Consider the following 19832-nt stretch of genomic DNA (forward strand, 5'->3'; position numbering starts at 1 on the left):
CTGGGCCTTCTTCGCGGCGCCGCGAAGAAGACCCAGGTAAGCCGGGCTTACCCCAGGCCAGGGGTGCGCCTGACGCACCCCATCGCTGAGCCTCCGTGAAGGAGGCTCAGCATCCGCCTGACGGATGGTCACCCACCGCTTACCCGGCGGAATCGACGCGATCCACCGCCGAACGACGAGCGTCAGTGAAGGTCGGCGGTCGAGCGTCATCCCAGGTGACAGGCAATATTGCTGATCCACCGCATAACGATGAAAACTACGGGCACGTAAGCGAAAGGTCGTCGGTTCGAACCCGACAGGCGGCTCCGTCCCAGCAGGCCAGGTCCTTCCGTGGACCTGGCCTGTCGGCGTTCGTGGACCCTGCTGCTCGCGGCGCGCCCTCCTAGAGGGCGAGCGCGCCGGGCGTCGGGGTCGAGGGCGGGAACGCGGGCTGCGACTCCACGGCCTGCCACAGGCCGCGACGCAGGGACGCGATCCCTCGGCTGATCGTCCCGGCCAGGACGGCGTCGGGGCCGAGCGTGGAGACCTCGACCGTCGGTGGCAGCGGGCACAGGTCCGTCAGGACCTGGGTGAACTGGTCGAGGAACAGGTGCGCGTGCTGGGCGTTGGGGCCGCCGAGCACCAGGACCGCAGGGTCGACCGCGAGGACCATGACGGCCGACCCGACCGCGAGCGTGCGGCCGAAGTCGGCGACCGCGGCCATGGCCTGTGGATCTCCTGCGTCGGCTCGCGCGAAGATCTCCTGGCGGGTCGGCCGAGGGGCCGGGAGGTCCGGAGCGCCGTAGAGCTCGTGCTCCAGCTCGCGCCACCGCACCGCGGGAAGCTCGCCGACGAGACCCGCCCCGCCGCGATGTCCGCGATGGAGCTCCCCGTGCGCGACGATCGCCGCGCCGGTGCGCACGCCGCTGAGGATGTAGACGAAGTCCTCGACGTCCTTGGCGGCGCCGTGCGCCATCTCGGCGAGCGCGCCGAGGGCGCTGTCGCCCTCGACGAAGACGGGGGCAGCGGTGACGTCGTCGAACGCTCTGGCGACGTCCGTGCCCACCCAGCCCGGCATGCCCTGACCACCGAAGTGGATCACCTTGCCGTCGTCGATGACGCCAGGGGTCCCGACGGTGACGGCCCACAGGGCGTCGGAGCTGACGCCGGCCTCGGCGAGGGCGGCCGTCAGCGCCTCCGCTGCGGCCTGCAGACGATCATCGGCGGGGGTGTCCTCGTCGGCGGGCAGGTGGACGGTCGCGAGGCGTTCGCCGTCGATGCGGGCGATCGCCCCCGAGACGTGGTGGGCGCCGATGTCCACACCGGCGAGGTATCCGCCCTCGGGGGCCAGGGAGTAGAAGGCCGCAGGTCGGCCGACGGTCCCGGCCCGGTCGCTGCGGGGGCCGCCGGCGCGCACCCATCCGGCGGCGAGGAGGTCGGCCAGGACGGCCTCGGCTGCGGTGCGCGACAGGCTCGTCGCGCGCGCCAGCTCGGCGACGGTCGCGGGCGTGTCCCAGATCTGCTCGAGGACGGCCATCGAGTTGCGTCGTCGCAGGTAGGAACGGTCGCCGGTGCGGGCTGAGGATGCGGTGTCCATGGCAGTTGACAGGCTACTGCATCGGCATTACATTTCCAACTTGCATAAATAAGTTCCTTCTCCTGATGGGCTGGCTTCGATGACGAACACCACCGTGACGGTGCGCCCGCCGGACGCCCGGCGCGCCCCCGAGCGCCGCGACCGACCCCCGGGTCGTCGGCGCCGGCGCAGCTCCGACGGCCCGACAGCCGCGCTGTACCTGCTACCGGCCGTGGTCGGCTTCGTGGTCTTCTATGCCTGGCCGATGATCCGAGGGGTCGGCATCAGCCTCACCGACTGGAACCTGCTCACCGAGGCCAGGTGGGTCGGCCTGGACAACTACGCCGACCTCTTCCAGGACCCGCTCTTCTGGAACGCGCTGCGCGTCACCGCCGTCTACGTGGTCGTGAACATCACGACCCAGATGGCCCTGGGGCTCACGATCGCGCTCCTGATGCAGCGGCTGAGCATCGGGCTCGCGGCACGCAGCGCGATCCTGCTCCCCTGGCTGATCCCGAACGTCACGATCGCGATCGTGACGCTGTTCATGCTCGACCCCAACGTCGGGTTCGTGAACCACGTCCTGGAGTTCGTCGGTGCCCGCACGCAGAGCTTCTACGGCAGCTCGGACCTGGCGATCGTCACCGTCGCGCTGGTCAACACCTGGCGCAACATGGGCTACACGGCCCTGCTGTTCTACGCGGGGATCCAGACGATCTCGCCGTCCGTCTACGAGGCCGCCGCCCTCGACGGGGCCTCGTACCTGCGGACCTTCCGGTCCGTCACGCTGCCGCTGCTGCGGCCCATCACCGCGCTGGTCCTCGTGGTGTCGATGATCGGCTCGTTCCAGATCTTCGACACCGTCGCGGTCGCGACCTCCGGCGGCCCGGGCAACTCCACCCGCGTCATCTACTACTACATCTACCAGAAGGCGTTCGAGCAGTTCGACATGGGCTACGGGGCCGCGATGGCCGTGGTGCTCTTCGCGATCATCTTCACCTTCAGCCTCGTGCAGCTCCGAGCTCTGCGCGCGACGGAATCGGACGGTAACTGATGTCCTCCTCGACCCCACCTGCCGCCCACGGAACCCTCGTGAGGCGTCGACCGCGCAGACGGCCCACCCCGAGCACGGCGCTGTCGTGGACGGCGCTGATCGTCCTCCTGGTCATCACCGTCTTCCCGTTCCTGTGGATGCTGCGGACGGCCTTCACGGCGAACAGCGACATCTTCTCCGGCAGCATGTCCCTGGTCCCACCCGATCCCACCGCGATCAACTTCAGCCGGGTGCTGGGGCTCGCCACGCCCGAGGAGGCCGCGGCCGCGGGCGGCAGCGGGCAGAACGTCGACTTCTTCCTCTACCTGCGCAACTCGCTGGTCTTCACCGGGGTCGTCGTGACCTGCCAGGTGGGCTTCAGCGCGCTGGCGGCGTACGCGTTCTCCCGGCTGCGGTTCACGGGGCGGGACGTGATCTTCACGGTCTTCCTCGCCGGGATGATGGTCCCGCCCATCTTCGCCGTGCTGCCGAACTTCGTCCTCATGCGGAACCTCGGGTGGATCGACACGTTCGCGGGCCTGGTTGCGCCGTACCTGCTGATGACACCGTTCGCCATCTTCTTCCTGCGCCAGTTCTTCCTCGGCATCCCCCGGGAGATCGAGGAGGCGGCGCTGCTGGACGGCGCCGGAAGGTTCCGGGTGCTGACGCGGATCATCCTGCCGATGGCGTCCGGACCGATGGCGACGCTGGCGATCATCCAGGCCGTCACGGCCTGGAACGAGTACCTGTGGCCGCAGCTCGTGGGGCGGGACCCGAGCGTGCGGCTCCTCAACGTCGCGGTCGCGACGTTCGCCCAGTCCTCGCCCTCGACGTCGCCGGACTGGTCCGGTCTGATGGCTGCCGCCTCCCTGCAGGTCGTCCCGATGCTCCTGCTCCTGATCGTCTTCGGTCGCAAGATCGTCGACTCGCTGGGCTTCTCCGGCGTCAAGTAGTCGCCACCCCCACCGGTCCCGCGCCTGAGCAGGCCGTCACCTGAAAGGCACTCCCATGAACACTCGGCATCTGCGCACAGTGGCGCTGATCGCTGCGTCGACCATCGCCCTCGGGGCCTGCTCCGCGGGATCCGGCAGCGGCGGCGGGGACGGCGGCGACGTCACCCTGACGTACTCGCTGTGGGACCCGAACCAGCTCCCCGCCTACCAGCAGTGCACCGACGCCTTCACCGCGGCGTCGGGCATCGAGGTCGAGATCAACCAGCAGGGCTGGGACGACTACTGGAAGACGATCACCACCGGCATCGTCTCGGGGACCGCGCCCGACGTGATCACCGACCACGTCCAGTACTACCCGGAGCTCGCGGCGAACGGGCAGCTCCTCGACCTGCAGCCCTACGTCGAGAAGGACGGGATCGACCTCGACCGGTACACCGCGGGGCTCGCGGACCTGTGGGTCAAGGACGGCGCCCGGTACGGGCTGCCGCAGGACTGGGACACGATCGGCCTCGTCTACAACACCGCCGACCTCCAGGAGGCGGGGGTCGACCCCGCGGCGCTGGACGAGCTGACGTGGAACCCGACCGACGGCGGGACCTTCGCCAGCCTCATCGCGCGGCTCACGATCGACAAGAACGGCGTGCGCGGCGACGAGCCCGGCTTCGACAAGGACGCCGTCCAGACCTACGGGTGGGGTCTGGAGACCGGCGGAGGCGTCGTCGGGCAGACGCAGTGGTCGTGGAGCGCGCTCTCCACGGGCTTCGAGTACCTCGACGAGAACCCGTTCGGCACCGAGTACCAGCTCGACGACCCGCGGCTCGCCGAGACGTTGACCTGGTGGCAGCAGCAGATCGAGGCGGGCTACATGGTCCCGTTCGAGAACGCCGGCCAGCTCGGGCTGGAGCCGCAGCTCCTGCAGAACAAGGCGGCGATGATCTCCGACGGGTCCTGGCGCATCGGCACGTGGGCAGGTGCGAGCGAGCAGGACTTCGCGTTCGCGCCGCTGCCCGTCGGGCCTGAGGGGCGCAAGACCAACGGCCTCGCGCCGTCGATCATCGCGGGGACCGAGCACCCCGACGAGGCCTGGGAGCTCGTCAAGTTCATCGGCTCGTCCGAGTGCCAGGACCTCGTGGCCGAGACCGGGGTCGTCTTCCCCGCCATCACCGAGGCGGCCCAGCGGTCCGCAGAGGTCCGGGCGGAGCAGGGCGTCGACGTCTCGGCGTTCCTGGACCAGGCCCAGGACCCCGACGGCGTCGCGTACTACCCCATCACGCTGCACGCCAACGAGATCCAGTCCGAGGCGCAGGCCGTCATCGACGACATCCAGCAGCGCAAGGTCGACCCCGCCACCGCGCTGGCGACCCTGAACGGCCGCATCAACAACCTGTTCGACTAGCCGCACCACGCGGGTGGTGCCGTGGTCGACACCGCGGCACCACCCGCATCCCAGACCGGAGACCGACGACCGTGACGCACACCCACACGATCCACACCGCTGACGGCCCCCTCACCGTCCGCTCGAGCAGCCGACCGGAGGAGAGCGCCGGCGGGTTCCTGCTGCGCGGGGCGAACCTCAGCATCGAGCACCCCTTCGGGGCCACGAGCTTCTACCGCAACGGCTGGAACTCCTGGTCGCCCACCGGGTGGCGATCCTTGTCCGACGAGCCTCTGCGCATCTACGACAACCCCGAGCGGCTCCTGACCGCGGACGACGCCGCGGTCGACGACCCCACCCGCCACCAGGGGAGCGTCCTCGGGGCCCTCGACGCGGGCGCGGGGCAGGTCCTGCTCCTGGGCGCGCTCGACCTGGGGACGTCGCTCGTCGGCGCCGACGACGGACGCATGTGGGGGACGGGCGAGTCCACGGGGACCGAGTGGTACCTCGCGATCGGCGACGAGGCCGTCGTGTTCGCGCAGTACGCGGGGCTGGTCGCGTCCCGGCTGGGGCGCGCGACGGGCTCCGTCGGTCCGGTGTGGTCGTCCTGGTACTCGTTCTTCGAGAACATCGACGAGGTCTCCCTGGGGGAGGCGATCGACGACCTCGCGGGGTACCCGTTCGACGTCGTCCAGGTCGACGACGGGTGGGAGAAGGTCGTCGGCGACTGGACGGAGGGGCCGGGGTTCCCGTCCGGGCTGGAGCGGCTCGTCGCGCGCATCACCGGCGTCGGTGCCCGTCCGGGCCTGTGGCTGGCCCCGTTCATCTGCCTGCCGCAGTCCGACACGGCCCGCGACCACCCCGAGTGGCTCGTGCAGGACGCCGACGGTGGGCCGCTGGTCGCCGGGTACAACTGGGGCACGCACTACTACGCCCTGGACACGACCCGGCCCGACGTCCAGGACCACCTGCGGGCGCTCTTCACCCGTCTGACCGGGATGGGCTTCGCCTACTTCAAGCTCGACTTCATGTACGCCGGCGCGCTCCCCGGTGTCCGCTCGGGCGGCGGCCACCGCGAGGAGGTCTACCGCGCCGCGGTCGAGCTCGTCCGGGACGCGGTCGGGCCCGACACCTACCTCCTGGGGTGCGGTGTCCCGATGCTGGCCTCCGTGGGGCTCTTCGACGGGGTGCGGGTGGGGCCCGACGTCGCCCCGTACTGGGACAACACCGAGCGCCGGCGCGACCCCAGCGGCCCCGGCGCGCTCAACAGCCTCGCCAGCTCCGTCGCGCGGACGTGGATGAAGGACTGGTACGACGTCGACCCGGACGTCGTGTACTTCCGCTCGCGCCGCACGCTCCTCGACGAGAACGCCGGCCGGGCGCTCGTCGACCTGGCCCTGATCACCGGGTTCAGGTCCACCTCCGACCCCATCGCCTGGCTCGACGCCGACGAGCGCGAGCGGCTGCGGGACTTCCTCGTGGCGCGGCCACGCATCGAGAGGACCGGGCGGTTCGCCTACCGGATCGGGGACCGCGAGGTCGACTTCGCCGGGTACCTGAGCGGGGACCGCCGCGAGACGGAGTCCATGGTCGTGAAGTGAGCGAGCCGGAGCACCTCCCGTGTCAGTCGGTCCCGAGGTCCGACTGCACGGGGGTGAGGGCCGGCGCCTTGGGGACGCGCAGGTCGCCCGAGGACCGGCCACGGAGCCGCCGCGTCGCCCACGGGTAGACGTGCACGCGCACCCACTCGGCGTTCTGCCGGGCCCGGTCGAGGGCCGGGACGGGCGGGAGGGGAGCCAGCGGGTCGTCCCACGTGGCGTCGTCGGGCACCTGCCCCAGGCCCACGAGCGCCGCCTGGGCGACCCGCCGGTGCCCGTCGGGCGTGAGGTGGATGCGGTCCGACGACCACATGCGCCAGTCGTGCAGGGACGCCATGCCCCACAGGTCCAGGACGTGCGCGCCGTGGCGGCGCGCGATCGACCAGATGTGCGCGTTGTAGACCCCGACGCGCCCGCGCGTGAGCCCCACGAGCGGCGAGCCGGACGTGTCGAAGCCCGTGCCGAGCAGCACGTCGATGCCCTCGGCGCGCAGCCTCCCGACCGCGTGGTCCAGGTTGCGGGCGAGGCGGTCGATGTCGGCCGCGGGGCGCAGGATGTCGTTGCCGCCCCCGATGAGGCTCACCAGGTCGGGCTCGAGCGCGAGCGCCGCGGAGACCTGCTCGGCGAGGATCGAGCGCAGGAGCCGCCCGCGGATCGCGAGGTTGGCGTACTCGAGCGGGGCCTCGCCCGCGGCCGTGCGGCGGGTCGACAGGTGCCCGGCCAGGAGGTCGGCCCAGCCGCGCTGGCGGTCGGGGTCGTTCGGGTAGGGGTCCCAGAGCCCTTCCGTGAAGGAGTCGCCGATCGCGACGTAGCTGCCCCAGCGGGGCGCGTTCTCTTCCGGTGGCGTGTCCGGCTGCGTGTCCGGCTGCGAGGTGGTCACGGGTCCATTGTCCGCCACCGGGCGCCGTCCGTCCCGGGAGATTCCTGCCCGACGGCGTCGCGGGGCCCGGGCGGCCGGGTGGCCGCGCGGGGGTCAGGCCGTGGGCAGCGTCCAGTCGACGGGCGTCGCTCCCTGGGCCACGAGGAGCTCGTTGACGCGCGAGAACGGGCGCGACCCGAAGAACCCGCGGCGCGCGGACAGGGGGCTGGGGTGCGCGCTCTCGACGACCGGGGTCTCGCCCAGCAGGGGCTTGAGCGTCGCGGCGTCGCGGCCCCAGAGGATCGCGACGAGGGGCGCTCCGCGGTCGACGAGCGCGCGGATCGCGGCCTCGGTGACGGCCTCCCAGCCCTTGCGGCGGTGCGAGCCCGCGTCGCCCGCGCCGACGGTCAGGACCCTGTTGAGCAGCATGACCCCCTGGTCGCTCCACGCGGACAGGTCGCCGTGCACGGGGGTGGGCGTGCCGAGGTCGGTCGCCATCTCGGCGTAGATGTTCTGCAGCGAGCGGGGGACGGGACGCACGTGCGGCTGGACGGAGAAGGACAGTCCCATGGCGTGCCCGGGCGTGGGGTACGGGTCCTGACCGACGATCAGGACGCGCACGTCGGCGAGCGGTCGCTGGAAGGCACGCAGGATGTCCGACGGCGCCGGCTGGTAGGCGCGTCCGGCCGCGGACTCTGCGCGGAGGAAGTCGCCCACGGCACGGAGCCGGGGCTCGACGGGGGCGAGCGCCTCGGCCCAGTCGGGGGCCATGATCTCGGCGAGCGGGCGAGGGGTGCTGCCGTCGGGGACCTGCTCGAGGGCACCCGCGGACGGTGGCGTCGCGAAGCTGTTCACGCCGTGAGGGTACGCGACCGGGTGAATGACACGGGTGTGGTTCGCGCGTAGGCTGGAGCGGTCCAGGTCCTGGCCCCGTCGAGGGGCCGGACGCGTCCGACGAGTGAGGAACCTGCCCATGAGCGAAGCGTTCGCCGCGACCGAGCCCCTCGTCGCGCCCGCCGGGACGGACGAGGCGTCGGCCACGGGACCGGGTCTCTCGACCCGGGACCAGGAGATCCTGGCCTTCGAGCGGCAGTGGTGGAAGTACGCCGGGGCCAAGGAGCAGGCGGTCCGTGAGCTCTTCGACATGACGGCGACCCGCTACTACCAGGCGCTCAACACCCTCATCGACTCCCCGGCCGCGCTCGCGCACGACCCGATGCTCGTCAAGCGCCTGCGCCGCATGCGGTCCACCCGGCAGCGTGCGCGGTCCGCCCGCCGCCTCGGCGACATTTAGTCGCTGAGCCAAGTCGGGCTAACCTGTCGCCGTGAGCAAGAGCGATTACCCCTACGCGCCTGACGAGTTCGACGTCCCCGCGCCCGAGGGCGCGCCCGTGGGGGTCTATCGCGCTCCGCGCAGCGGCTGGAGCAAGACCTGGCCCTTCCTCCTCGTCGCGGTGATCTTCGCGGGTCTCGCGATCGGTGGGGTCGCGGCGATCTCGGGCGGGTTCGCCGGGACGCCGTCGGCAGGACCCAAGGAGCCTGCGGTCGAGACGCCGGCCGGGACGGACGCCGAGGAACCGCCTGCCGACGAGGGCGCGGCCGAGGAGCCGCCCGCGGACGGCGGGACGGCCGAGGAGCCCCCGGCGGACGACGGGACGGCGGAGGAGCCGGTCGCGCCAGCCGTCGACGTCGCGACCCTCCTGGCCGCCGCGGACAAGGCAGCGTTCGTCCGTGTCATGAACGACGACGGCCCCGAGGGCGAGTCCCGTGTCGGCAAGGCCGCGCTGGACGCCCAGGGGTTCACGGGCGTCGAGTTCGAGGCGTACCCCGGCGACTCGGGTGTCACGGCGAACTCCATCTGGTACGTCGAGAACCGCCGGGAGACGGCGCTCGCGGTCGCCGCCGTGCTCGGCATCCCCGCCGAGCAGGTCACGCAGCAGACTCTTCGCGAGGGCGACGTCATGGTCATCGTCAAGGAGAAGCTGACTCCGGCGTCCTGACGGGCTGCGCCCGACCGGCCGGTTCGTCGGGCGCGCTTTCGGCGCGTGAGCCCTGCCACTAGGCTCGGACGCACCCCGGGACGCTGGTGTCCCGAGGTCCGTACGCAGGTCCGCACCCCGCGAGGAGACGCAGATGGCTCAGGGCACCGTGAAGTGGTTCAACGCCGAGAAGGGCTTCGGGTTCATCACCCCCGCCGCCGGCGGTCCGGACCTGTTCGTCCACTACAGCTCGATCCAGAGCGACGGCTACCGGTCCCTCGACGAGGGCCAGCAGGTCGAGTACGAGCAGGGGCAGGGCCAGAAGGGCCCGCAGGCCGAGCAGGTGCGCGCGCTCTGAGTGCCGTGACCCCAGCTCGTCACCTGGCCGAGGTGGACGTCGTCGTCGTCGGTTCCGGGCCCAACGGGCTCGCCGCGGCGGTCACGTGCGCTCGGGCGGGGCTGTCCGTGCGCGTCCTGGAGGCGCAGCCCACGGTCGGTGGCGGGTCCCGCACGCTCGAGCTGGGGCTGGCCGAGGGCATGGTCCACGACATCTGCTCGGCCGTGCACCCCATGGCGTGGGCCTCGCCGTTCTTCCAGGCGTTCGACCTGCCCTCGCGCGGGGTCGAGCTGCTCGTCCCGGAGGTCTCGTACGCCCAGCCGCTGCCGGGGGGCCGGGCGGGGATCGCGTACCGGGACCTCGACCGGACGGTCGACGGGCTGGGGCCCGACGGCGCCGCGTGGCGCTCGCTCGTCGGCTCGCTGTCCCGGAACCCCGGGCACGCGGTCGCGACGGCCCTCTTCGACAAGCGCAGCATCCCCACGGGCCTCCTCCCGCGCGGCGTCCCGACCGCGGCGCGGTTCGCCCTCGGGGTCCTCGAGCAGGGCACGGGCCTGTGGGACCGGCGGTTCGTGGGGGACGTCGCGCCGGCGCTCCTGACGGGCGTCGCGGCGCACGGCATCGCCCCCATGCCGTCGCTCGCCTCGGCCGGGGTCGCGATGCTCCTCGCGTCCCTCGCGCACAGCGAGGGCGGCTGGCCCGTCCCGCGCGGCGGCTCGGGGGCGATCGTGACCGCGCTGGTCGCAGACCTCGAGGCGCACGGGGGCCAGGTCGTGACCGACCACCCGGTCCGTTCGGAGTCGGACCTCCCGCCGGCGCGCGCGATCATCTTCGACACGACCCCGCGCACGGTCGTCGAGGTCTTCGGGTCCCGCCTGACGGGACGCGCCGCACGTGCGCTCACGGCGTTCCCGTACGGCAACGCGGCGGCCAAGGTCGACTTCGTCCTGCGCGGGCCCGTCCCGTGGCAGCACGCCGACGTCGGGCGGGCGGGAACCGTCCACGTCGGTGGCACGCGGGCCCAGATGGCCGCCGCCGAGGCCGCGGTCGCCGAGGGGCGGCACGCCGAGCGTCCCATGGTGCTCGTGAGCGACCCGACCGTCGTCGACCCGTCGCGCCGGGTGGGGGACCTGCGCCCCCTGTGGACGTACGCGCACGTCCCTGCCGGTTCCACGGTCGACGTCACCGAGGCCGTCACGGCCCAGGTCGAACGGTTCGCGCCCGGTTTCCGCGACGTCGTCGTGTCCTCGCGCTGCGTGCCCGCCGCGCGCATGAGCGAGCACAACGCGAACTACGTGGGCGGCGACATCTCGGCCGGGGCCGTCAACCTGTGGCGCATGGTCGCCCGCCCGACCGCGCGCCTCGACCCGTACGCGACGGGGCTCGACGGGGTCTACCTGTGCTCGGCCTCGACGCCTCCGGGCCCCGGGGTCCACGGGCTCGGCGGCTGGTACGCGGCGCAGCGCGTGCTGCGCCGGGAGTTCGACGTGCCTCACCTGCCACGGTTGGCGCCCTGACCTCTGGGTCCGGGCCCTGGCGGCTCAGGGGAGCGTCGCGCCCGCCGCGCGCTGGTCCTCGAGCTCGGCCAGCGTCAGCACGACGAGCGACGCGCTCCACGTGAGGGGGGCGACCGCGGCGGGGGACCCGTCCGCGAGGACCTTCTCCGGGATGGCCCCGGAGGCCGTCCGGTGCTGGTCGAGCCAGTCGAGCCAGCTCTCCGCGACCTCGATCTCTCCCGTCGAGGCGCCCGCCAGGGCGAACAGCGCGGTCTGCGGCGTCCAGGAGATCCCGTCGGTGCGCCACCCGGCTCCGGGGGCGACGCCGCCCGCAGGGCGCAGCATGGACATGACCGACGATCGCCACGCCTCGTCGGCGCCGCTCAGCGCCGTGGGCTGGAACGGTGGCAGGGCGAACGTGGTCGCGGCGTCCTGCGGCCCGCCGGACGCGTGCCGCGGGTACCCCTGGGGGCCGAACCGTTCCTCGACGGCGGCCCGCAGCCGGAGCGCTGCGCGGGCCGCGTCGGCCGCCCGGTCCCAGCGCTCGGCGTCGGCGTAGATCGACAGGGCCCCCTCGAGGCCTGCGAGCAGCGGGGCCGCGGTGCCGAGCGTGAGCTCGGTCGGGTGGACCTCCCAGTAGTCGCTCGACGGCGGCGGCAGGGCGGTCTCCGGGTCGAGGAGCCCCAGCACGTAGTCGGTCGAGGCGTCGACGAGCGGGGCGAGGCGCTCGTGCGCCGCGGCGCGTTCGCCGGGGTCCTCGATCTCGTCGATCACGGTCCACGCGGACCACAGGGCCCACCCGTTGCCGTCGGACTGGAGCCCGCGCTCGTCCGGGACCCCGGACGCGTCGGGGAGGTAGCGTGCGTGGAACGAGCCGTCGGGCTCCTGGACCGAGCGCAGGAAGTCGAGCACGCGCAAGGCGTCGTCGACGTGCCCCGTCCGGGCGTACGCGGCCGCGGTGAACGAGGAGTCGCGCGGCCACACGTAGCGCCAGCGCGGGGAGGCGGCCGCGAGGGAGGCCCCGTTCGTGAGCGTCATCGCGTGCATGTCGAGCAGGGCGCTCTCCCCGAGGTCCGCGAACCGGGTCCCGGCGCCGGGGACGTCTCCTGCTGCGAGCCAGGCACGCGACGCGTCCGCGGCGCGCCGGGCGGCGCGGGGGTCCAAGAGCTGGTCGGTCGCGAGCGTCGAGCCGGCGATCACGGTCAGCCGGTCGACCTCGCCGTCCGCCGGGTCGAGGCCGGTCGCGAGCCAGGCCGGGTCGAGCGCCGCGGGGTCGAGGACCCGGCTCCCGTCGAGGTAGGTGGCCGCCATGTCCCGGGGGAGGCGGAGCAGGGAGTCGGCGCCGGCCGTGGCGACGCCGTCCTGGTAGAGGTCGACCTGCGCGTCGGTCGGGAGCGGGGCGGGGGTCGCGCCCGCGGTGGCCAGCACGACGACGGGGGCGATCGCCGCCCCCAGCACCGCCAGCCGCCACCTCGTCGTCGCGAACCTCACGCTAGGCATCCTAGGGCGAGGCGGACGCTCGTCGTTCCGCTGGGGGCGATAGGGGCTGCCCGGTCTTGCACTCGCACCGGGGGAGTGCCAATAATGGCGTTAGCACTCTCGTCATGAGAGTGACAGAATTCTCTGGTCGTCAGGTGAGGCCCGCGAGTCGGCGTGACATGAACGCCGGTGTGCGCGAGCCGTCCGTCGCGGGCGCCGACCGACCGCCACACGCCACCAGCGGAGGATCAATCCCCATGGCAAAGATCATCGCCTTCAACGAGGAGGCTCGTCGCGGGATGGAGCGCGGGCTCAACGTCCTCGCCGACACCGTGAAGGTCACGCTCGGCCCCAAGGGCCGCAACGTCGTCCTCGACAAGAAGTGGGGCGCGCCCACCATCACCAACGATGGTGTGAGCATCGCCAAGGAGATCGAGCTCGACGACCCGTACGAGAAGATCGGTGCGGAGCTCGTCAAGGAGGTCGCCAAGAAGACCGACGACGTCGCGGGTGACGGCACCACCACCGCGACCGTGCTCGCCCAGGCGCTCGTGCGCGAGGGCCTGCGCAACGTCGCGGCCGGGTCCAACCCGATCGCCCTCAAGCGCGGTATCGAGAAGGCTGTCGAGGCCGTGACGGCCCAGCTGCTCGTCGCCGCCAAGGAGATCGAGACCAAGGAAGAGATCGCCGCCACGGCCGCGATCTCGGCCGGTGACCCCGCGATCGGCGAGCTCATCGCCGAGGCCCTCGACAAGGTGGGCAAGGAAGGCGTCATCACCGTCGAGGAGTCGAACACGTTCGGCCTCGAGCTCGAGCTCACCGAGGGCATGCGCTTCGACAAGGGCTTCCTGGCCCGCTACTTCGAGACCGACCCCGAGCGTCAGGAAGCGGTCCTCGAGGACCCGTACGTCCTGATCGTCGAGTCGAAGATCTCGAACGTCAAGGACCTGCTGCCGCTGCTCGACCAGGTCATGAAGGCCGGCCGCAGCCTCCTCATCATCGCCGAGGACGTCGAGGGCGAGGCCCTGGCCACCCTCGTGCTGAACAAGATCCGTGGCACGTTCAAGTCCGTCGCCGTCAAGGCTCCGGGCTTCGGCGACCGCCGCAAGGCCATGCTGCAGGACATCGCGATCCTCACGGGTGGCCAGGTCATCTCCGAGACGGTCGGCCTCAAGCTGGAGACCGCGACCCTCGACCTGCTCGGCCAGGCTCGCAAGGTCGTCGTCACCAAGGACGAGACCACGATCGTCGAGGGTGCCGGCGACGCCGACCTCATCGCGGGTCGCGTGAACCAGATCCGTTCCGAGATCGAGAAGTCGGACTCCGACTACGACCGCGAGAAGCTCCAGGAGCGCCTCGCCAAGCTCGCCGGTGGTGTCGCGGTCATCAAGGCCGGCGCCGCGACCGAGGTGGAGCTCAAGGAGCGCAAGCACCGCATCGAGGACGCCGTCCGCAACGCGAAGGCTGCCGTCGAGGAGGGCATCGTCGCCGGTGGTGGCGTGGCCCTCATCCAGGCCGGCGCCGTGGCGTTCGAGACCTCGGCGATCACCGACCTGGTCGGTGACGAGGCGACCGGTGCGCAGATCGTGCGCGCCGCGATCGACGCCCCGCTCAAGCAGATCGCGATCAACGCGGGTCTCGAGGGTGGCGTCGTGGCCGAGAAGGTCCGCAACCTCCCCTCGGGCCACGGCCTGAACGCCGCGACCGGCGTCTACGAGGACCTGCTCGCCGCAGGCGTCAACGACCCGGTCAAGGTCACGCGCTCCGCGCTGCAGAATGCTGCGTCGATCGCCGCGCTGTTCCTCACGACCGAGGCGGTCGTCGCGGACAAGCCGGAGAAGAACCAGCCGATGCCGGGTGGCGACGGCGGCATGGGCGGCATGGACTTCTGATCCGTCCGCTCGCGCGGCCGGGCTCGTAGGAGCCCGCGCAGCCGACTCGAAGGGCCGTCCGGCCAGGGAGACCTGGCCGGGCGGCCCTTCGTCGTCCCCGGGGCCTCGACCGCAGGGATCGAGATGGCAGATTGTCGCCATCTGTCCGTTCCGTGGACGGGGTCTTCCGGGCGGGTGAAGTCTGTGCTTAGGTCTACCTCAGTGAGGAAAGGTTTACCTAACTCACTGGACACCTACTCGATACACCTGGCTCTGGGGGGACCATGGGACTGCCGACGATCGCCGCCTACGACGGCCCGGCACCGCACGAGTACCCGAGCAACCGCGTGACGTGGCAGGCCGACCCTGCCCGCGCCGTGCTCCTCGTGCACGACATGCAGCAGTACTTCGTGAACGCGTTCGACCCGGCGTCGCCCGCCCTGCGGGACGCCGTCCGCAACATCTCCCGGCTCGCCGCGACGGCACGCGAGCTCGGCGTCCCGGTCGTCCTGACCGCCCAGCCGCCCGCGCAGCGGCCCGCCGACCGCGGACTCCTCACGGACTTCTGGGGCCCGGGCATCCCCGACGACGGCACGGACGTCGTGATCGACGAGCTCGCGCCGCAGCCGGGGGACACCGTGCTGACCAAGTGGCGCTACGACGCGTTCGTCCGCACGGGCCTGCGCGACCTGCTGCGCGCGCAGGGCCGCGACCAGCTCGTCGTGACCGGCGTCTACGCGCACATCGGCTGCCTCGTCACGGCGTGCGACGCGTTCATGCACGACGTCCAGCCGTTCCTCGTCGGCGACGCCGTCGCGGACTTCTCGCTCGCCCACCACCGCCAGGCCCTCGCCTGGGCCGCGGACCGGTGCGCCGTCGTCGGGACGACGGACGACGTGCTGACCCACCTCGGGGCGCGCGTCCCCGCGGTGGTGGGGGCATGAGCGCGCGCGTCGCGCTCGTGACCGGTGCCGCGGGCGGCATCGGGGCAGCGGTCGCGGACGCGCTCGCCGCGCGGGGGTACGTGGTCGTGGCGGGAGACCTCGACGGTCCGGCCACCCCCGTGCGTCCGGCGGGCGCCGTCGTCCCGGTGCGGCTCGACGTGACCGACGAGGCGGACGTGGTCCGGCTCGTGCGGTGGGTCGAGGACGAGGTCGGCCCGATCGAGGTCCTCGTCAACGCCGCGGGCGTCCTGCGCCCGGGCGTCGTGACCGAGTCCTCGCTCGCGGACTGGCAGGCCGTGCTCGCGGTCAACGCGACGGGCGTCTACCTGGTCTCGCGCGAGGTCGCGCGATGTCTGTCCTCGCGTCGGCGGGGCGCGATCGTCACGGTCGCCTCGAACGCTGCGGGGGTCCCGCGCGTCGGCATGGCCGCGTACGCGGCCTCGAAGGCCGCCGCGTCGAGCCTGACCCGTTCGCTCGGTCTCGAGCTCGCACCGTACGGCGTGCGCTGCAACGTGGTCTCGCCGGGCTCGACCCGCACGCCCATGCTCGCGGCGCTCGCCGGGTCCGTCGGGCCCGACGACGTCGCCGTCCTCGACGAGGCGGCCGAGTCCCGCGTCGTGGCCGGGACGCCGCAGGACTTCCGGCTCGGCATCCCGCTCGGGCGCCTCGCCGAGGTGCAGGACGTGGCCGACGCGGTCGTCTTCCTCGCCTCCGACGCGGCCCGGCACATCACCGTGCACGAGCTCGTCGTCGACGGCGGCGCCACGCTCCGCTGAACCGGCCCCACCCCCCCTCGCGTCACCGCACGACCCCCTCGCACGTCCCCTGCGGACGACCCCGCGCAGGCTCACGCACCCCATCGACACCGACGAGGACGCCTCATGAACGGCTTCACCGTGCTCGACGACCCGGCACCTCACCCGACGACGCCCGCGGTCGCGCCCGACCCGGCGCACGCCCGCCGTCGGCTCGCGACCACCCGGGAGGACGGCGCGCTGCCGGACGACGGCGCGGCGCCCGGGTACGCCGAGTTCCGTCTCGCCTCGCCCCACGTCGCCCTCGTGGCGCACGGCGTGCGCGAACGCCTCGACGTGCCCTCGTGGGACGGCCCGACCGTGGCCGCCGCCGCCCGGGACCTGCTCGCACGGGCCGCCTCGGCGCGCTGGGCCGGTGAGCCCGCGCCCGTCCTCGTGGGCACGATCCCGTTCGACCCGGCCCGACCCGCGCACCTGGTGGTCCCGGCGCACCAGTCGTGGCGGACCGTCGTCGACCCGGCGCACGACGGCGGTCGTCACGGGCACGGCGACCGCGCAGGAGCGGCGGGCGCGTCGACCACGAGCCCGTCGGCCCGACCAGCGCCCGGCCTGCCCGGCCGCGACGACGCGGTCTTCCGGGCCGCCGTCGGGCGTGCGGTGTCCCGGCTCGAGGACGGGGTGGCCGAGAAGGTCGTCCTGGCGCGCACGCTCGACGTGTCCGCGCCGGGCCCGCTCGACCGGGGTGCGGTGCGCGCAGCGATGCGGCGCGCGGACCCGGACGCGTACGTGTTCGACGTCGAGCTGCCGGGCGGCCAGGGGCACCTGCTCGGGGCGAGCCCCGAGCTCCTCGTCTCGGTGCGCGACGGCGTGCTCCACAGCCACCCCCTCGCGGGCTCGGCCCCGCGCTCGTCCGACCCGGACGAGGACCGCGCGACCGCGCAGCGCCTGCTGACCTCGGACAAGGACCTGCGCGAGCACGCGTTCGTGACCGACGCGATCCGCGACGTCCTGCGCGGCTTCGTCGCCCGCGAGGAGGACCTCGACGTGCCCGCGAGGCCGGAGCTCGTCGCGACCTCGCACCTGTGGCACCTGGGCACTCCCGTCACGGCCCGTCTGAGGCCCGGGGTCTCCGTGCTCGACGTCGTCTACGCGCTGCACCCCACGCCTCAACGCGCCGACCCTCGGTGCGCTCGAGATGGGCGACCAGCTCGGCGTCGCGCTCGGCCGGCACGTCGTGCGCGACCGGATGATCGGGCTGCTCGCGGTCACGCTGCTCGCGGGGGCCGCGACGGCCGCGTGCGGGTCGATCGCGTTCGTGGGACTCGCCGCGACGCACGCCGCGACGCGGCTCGGCCTCGGCGGCCCGGCCTGGCGCGTCCCGGTCGCGGGGCTGTGCGGGGCGGTCCTGGTCCTGGGGGCCGACGTCGTGGGTCGCCTCGCCCCCGCCACGTCGGAGATCCAGGTCGGGATCGTCATCGCCCTCGTCGGGGCGCCCCTGTTCGTCGTCCTCGCCCGTGGCCACCTGGGAGACCGCTCATGACCACGCACCTCGCGAACGGCCCCCGGCCCCCGACCGAGGAGGTGCCGGAGGGGCGCTGCTCCGACGACCCGAAGAGGCGCCCCCGCGTCCTGGGGCCGTCCGGGCGGCTCGGGCGCGCCCTCGCACCCCTGCGGCGGCACCCGGGCAGCCGTCGTCAGGTCCTGGTCGGCGCGGGGCTCGTCGCGCTGGTGCTCGGGCTGCTCGTCGCCTCGATCATGGTCGGCGAGTACGTGCTGCCCGCGGGCGACGTGGTCCGGACGCTGCTCGGCGCGGGAGACCCGGGCGACCGGTTCGTGGTCCTGGGCCTGCGCGCCCCGCGCGCCCTGACCGCGCTCGTCGTGGGCTTCGCGCTCGGTGCCGCCGGGGCGATCACGCAGTCCGTGGCGCGCAACCCGCTCGCGAGCCCCGACATCCTGGGCGTCACCGCCGGGGCCACCGCCGCCGCGGTCGCGGCCATCGTGCTCGCCGGAACGGGCACGGGCGCGGTCGGAGGGTTCCTGATCGCGTCCGGGCTGCCGGTCGTCGCCGTCCTCGGCGGCCTGGTCGCGACCGCGCTCATCTGCGCGCTCGCGTGGCGCGGCGGGATCGAGGGGTACCGGCTCGTGCTCGTGGGGCTCGGGGTCAACGCCGGTGCGTCGGCGATCACGTCGTGGCTCCTGGTGCGGGCCGAGCTGCCGGACCTCAACGCGGCCCTCGTCTGGATGACCGGGAGCCTCAACCGGGCGAGCCTCGCGATCGTCGGCCCGGTCGCTGCCGTGGTCGTGGTCGCCGTCGTGCTCAGCGCGCTCTCGACCCGCTGGCTCGCGGTCCTGCGCTTCGACTCGCGCGTGATCGTGGGCCTGGGCGTCCGCCGGTCGGCCGCCCAGCTCGTGCAGATCGGGCTGGCCGTGGTCCTCGCTGCAGCCGCGACCGCTGCGGCCGGGCCCGTCCCGTTCGTCGCGTTCGTCGCGCCCCAGATCGCGTGGCGGGCGCTCGCGGCCCAGGGCCCGCCCCCGCTCGGCGCCGGGCTCGTGGGGGCGTGCGTGGTCCTCGCGGCGGATCTCGGGGCGCGTTCGCTGCCCGTGGACCTGCCGGTCGGGGTCGTGACCTCGGCGGTCGGCGCACCGTTCCTGCTGTGGCTGCTCCTGCGCGAGAGCCGCGAGGTGCGCTGAGGGGGCGGTGCGCCGAGCGCACCGGGCCTCAGGGGAGGCCGAGCCGGGCGGTCGCCCCGGCACCGTGCCGTGCGAGGAGCGTCGACCCGGCGCAGAGCGTGACCGTCCCGAGCGCGGGGGGATGGTGCGGCGCGCAGAGCGCGACGGCGGCGAGGGACGAGGTGCCGTCGTCGGGTCCGCCCCGGACGACGGAGCCCGTCGCGCGGGGCGTCCCCTCCGGCAGGCCCACGTCCGAGACCGCGAGCCGATCCGCAGCGGGGAGCGCGCCCCCGCTGCGGACGACCGCCGCCGGGCGGTCCGCCCGGGACAGGAGCAGGTCGTCGCGCGGCGCGAGCAGCCCCGTGCCGACCGCCTTGAGCACGGCCTCGCGGCGCACCCACGACCGCGTGAACGTCACGGCGTCCCAGCCACCGACCGGGACCTCTTCCGGGGGGACGGCGTCGAGCAGGTCCCGGAGATGGTCCCGGGCCGGTGCCGTGGACTCGACGTCCACGCCGACGTCCACGCCCGCTGCGAGGTCCGGGTCGCCGTCGCTCGTGGCGTCGCCCGCGACGCCTCGGGAGCTGGTCACGGTCCCGACGACCGCGACCAGCACCCAGCCGCCCGCGTGGGCGATCGAGAACGACGGCGCCCCCTCGACGAACGGCCGGCCAGGGGAGGCGCCGTCCCGCCGCCCCCGCCGGATGGTGACGTCGGCCGGGTCGACGCCCAGACGTTCGCCCAGCGCTGCGCGGACCAGGGCCCGGCCGGTGACGAAGCGCCGGCGGTCCTCCTCGTGCCGGAACGTGGCTGCCCTCAGCCCCTCGTCGCGGGAGAGCCATCCTGCGGCTCCCGTCGCACCGGGTGCGGCGCACCAGACGGTGACGCTCGCGGTCAGGAGGGGAGTCGGCACGTCGACACTCTAGGG

General features: G+C 73.4%; 17 protein-coding genes. 12 read left to right on the forward strand and 5 right to left on the reverse strand.

All coding sequences use genetic code 11. From position 1 onward, the window contains the following. Positions 1 to 382: 382 nt before the first annotated feature. Complete coding sequence (locus tag H9623_RS02845) at positions 383 to 1576, reverse strand: ROK family transcriptional regulator (RefSeq protein ID WP_193718568.1); 1194 nt, start codon at positions 1574 to 1576, stop codon at positions 383 to 385. 79 nt (positions 1577 to 1655) lie between these two features. On the opposite strand from H9623_RS02845, the gene H9623_RS02850 reads away from it, so the two are divergent. The 4 genes from H9623_RS02850 to H9623_RS02865 all read left to right on the forward strand — a co-directional run bounded on the left by H9623_RS02850 (position 1656) and on the right by H9623_RS02865 (position 6517). Beyond that, the gene (locus H9623_RS02850) at positions 1656 to 2609 is read left to right on the forward strand and encodes a carbohydrate ABC transporter permease (RefSeq protein ID WP_193718569.1); all 954 of its coding nucleotides are present in this window, start codon (positions 1656 to 1658) and stop codon (positions 2607 to 2609) included. Between the two features lie 38 nt (positions 2610 to 2647). Next, positions 2648 to 3541, forward strand: a complete 894-nt coding sequence (locus H9623_RS02855) for a carbohydrate ABC transporter permease (RefSeq protein ID WP_321575246.1) — start codon at positions 2648 to 2650, stop codon at positions 3539 to 3541. 55 nt (positions 3542 to 3596) lie between these two features. Then, positions 3597 to 4937, forward strand: a complete 1341-nt coding sequence (locus H9623_RS02860; RefSeq protein ID WP_193718571.1) for an ABC transporter substrate-binding protein — start codon at positions 3597 to 3599, stop codon at positions 4935 to 4937. Positions 4938 to 5008: 71 nt separating this feature from the next. Beyond that, positions 5009 to 6517 carry a glycoside hydrolase family 36 protein gene (locus H9623_RS02865; protein WP_321575247.1) on the forward strand — a complete coding sequence of 503 codons (1509 nt, stop codon included), beginning with the start codon at positions 5009 to 5011 and terminating at the stop codon, positions 6515 to 6517. Positions 6518 to 6539: 22 nt separating this feature from the next. Here H9623_RS02865 and H9623_RS02870 read toward each other — a convergent pair whose 3' ends face one another. Beyond that, positions 6540 to 7394: an SGNH/GDSL hydrolase family protein gene (locus H9623_RS02870; protein ID WP_321575248.1), complete on the reverse strand. Its 855-nt coding sequence runs from the start codon at positions 7392 to 7394 to the stop codon at positions 6540 to 6542. Between the two features lie 93 nt (positions 7395 to 7487). Further along, the gene (locus H9623_RS02875) at positions 7488 to 8144 is read right to left on the reverse strand and encodes a uracil-DNA glycosylase (protein ID WP_227748091.1); all 657 of its coding nucleotides are present in this window, start codon (positions 8142 to 8144) and stop codon (positions 7488 to 7490) included. A gap of 202 nt (positions 8145 to 8346) precedes the next feature. Here H9623_RS02875 and H9623_RS02880 point away from each other — a divergent pair, with 202 nt between their 5' ends. The 4 genes from H9623_RS02880 to H9623_RS02895 all read left to right on the forward strand — a co-directional run bounded on the left by H9623_RS02880 (position 8347) and on the right by H9623_RS02895 (position 11206). Continuing rightward, the gene (locus tag H9623_RS02880) at positions 8347 to 8667 is read left to right on the forward strand and encodes a DUF3263 domain-containing protein (protein ID WP_193718573.1); all 321 of its coding nucleotides are present in this window, start codon (positions 8347 to 8349) and stop codon (positions 8665 to 8667) included. Between the two features lie 31 nt (positions 8668 to 8698). Continuing rightward, positions 8699 to 9373, forward strand: coding sequence for a LytR C-terminal domain-containing protein (locus H9623_RS19895; protein WP_193718574.1), 675 nt, complete (start codon positions 8699 to 8701; stop codon positions 9371 to 9373). 133 nt (positions 9374 to 9506) lie between these two features. Next, entirely contained in the window at positions 9507 to 9710 is a 204-nt protein-coding gene (locus H9623_RS02890) for a cold-shock protein (protein WP_193718575.1), read from the forward strand. 5 nt (positions 9711 to 9715) lie between these two features. After that, entirely contained in the window at positions 9716 to 11206 is a 1491-nt protein-coding gene (locus H9623_RS02895; RefSeq protein WP_321575250.1) for a phytoene desaturase family protein, read from the forward strand. A 24-nt stretch (positions 11207 to 11230) separates the two neighbouring features. Here the strand turns inward: H9623_RS02895 and H9623_RS02900 are convergent, their stop codons facing one another. Next, on the reverse strand, positions 11231 to 12685 hold the full coding sequence (locus tag H9623_RS02900) for a glycoside hydrolase family 15 (protein WP_407671823.1): 1455 nt from the start codon (positions 12683 to 12685) through the stop codon (positions 11231 to 11233). A 236-nt stretch (positions 12686 to 12921) separates the two neighbouring features. Here H9623_RS02900 and groL point away from each other — a divergent pair, with 236 nt between their 5' ends. The 4 genes from groL to H9623_RS20220 all read left to right on the forward strand — a co-directional run bounded on the left by groL (position 12922) and on the right by H9623_RS20220 (position 18925). Beyond that, on the forward strand, positions 12922 to 14556 hold the full coding sequence (groL, locus tag H9623_RS02905) for a chaperonin GroEL (RefSeq protein WP_193718577.1): 1635 nt from the start codon (positions 12922 to 12924) through the stop codon (positions 14554 to 14556). Between the two features lie 263 nt (positions 14557 to 14819). After that, complete coding sequence (locus tag H9623_RS02910; RefSeq protein ID WP_193718578.1) at positions 14820 to 15479, forward strand: isochorismatase family protein; 660 nt, start codon at positions 14820 to 14822, stop codon at positions 15477 to 15479. Continuing rightward, positions 15476 to 16255, forward strand: a complete 780-nt coding sequence (locus tag H9623_RS02915; protein WP_193718579.1) for an SDR family oxidoreductase — start codon at positions 15476 to 15478, stop codon at positions 16253 to 16255. Before H9623_RS02910 ends, H9623_RS02915 begins: the two co-directional genes overlap by 4 nt. Positions 16256 to 16360: 105 nt before the next feature. Then, positions 16361 to 18925: an iron chelate uptake ABC transporter family permease subunit gene (locus H9623_RS20220; RefSeq protein WP_193718580.1), complete on the forward strand. Its 2565-nt coding sequence runs from the start codon at positions 16361 to 16363 to the stop codon at positions 18923 to 18925. Between the two features lie 28 nt (positions 18926 to 18953). Here the strand turns inward: H9623_RS20220 and H9623_RS02925 are convergent, their stop codons facing one another. Next, a complete protein-coding gene (locus H9623_RS02925; RefSeq protein WP_193718581.1) occupies positions 18954 to 19817 on the reverse strand; it encodes a 4'-phosphopantetheinyl transferase family protein in 864 nt (287 codons plus the stop codon). Positions 19818 to 19832 lie beyond the last annotated feature (15 nt).

The sequence above is a fragment of the Oerskovia douganii genome (assembly GCF_015142735.1).
GTDB lineage: Bacteria > Actinomycetota > Actinomycetes > Actinomycetales > Cellulomonadaceae > Oerskovia > Oerskovia douganii.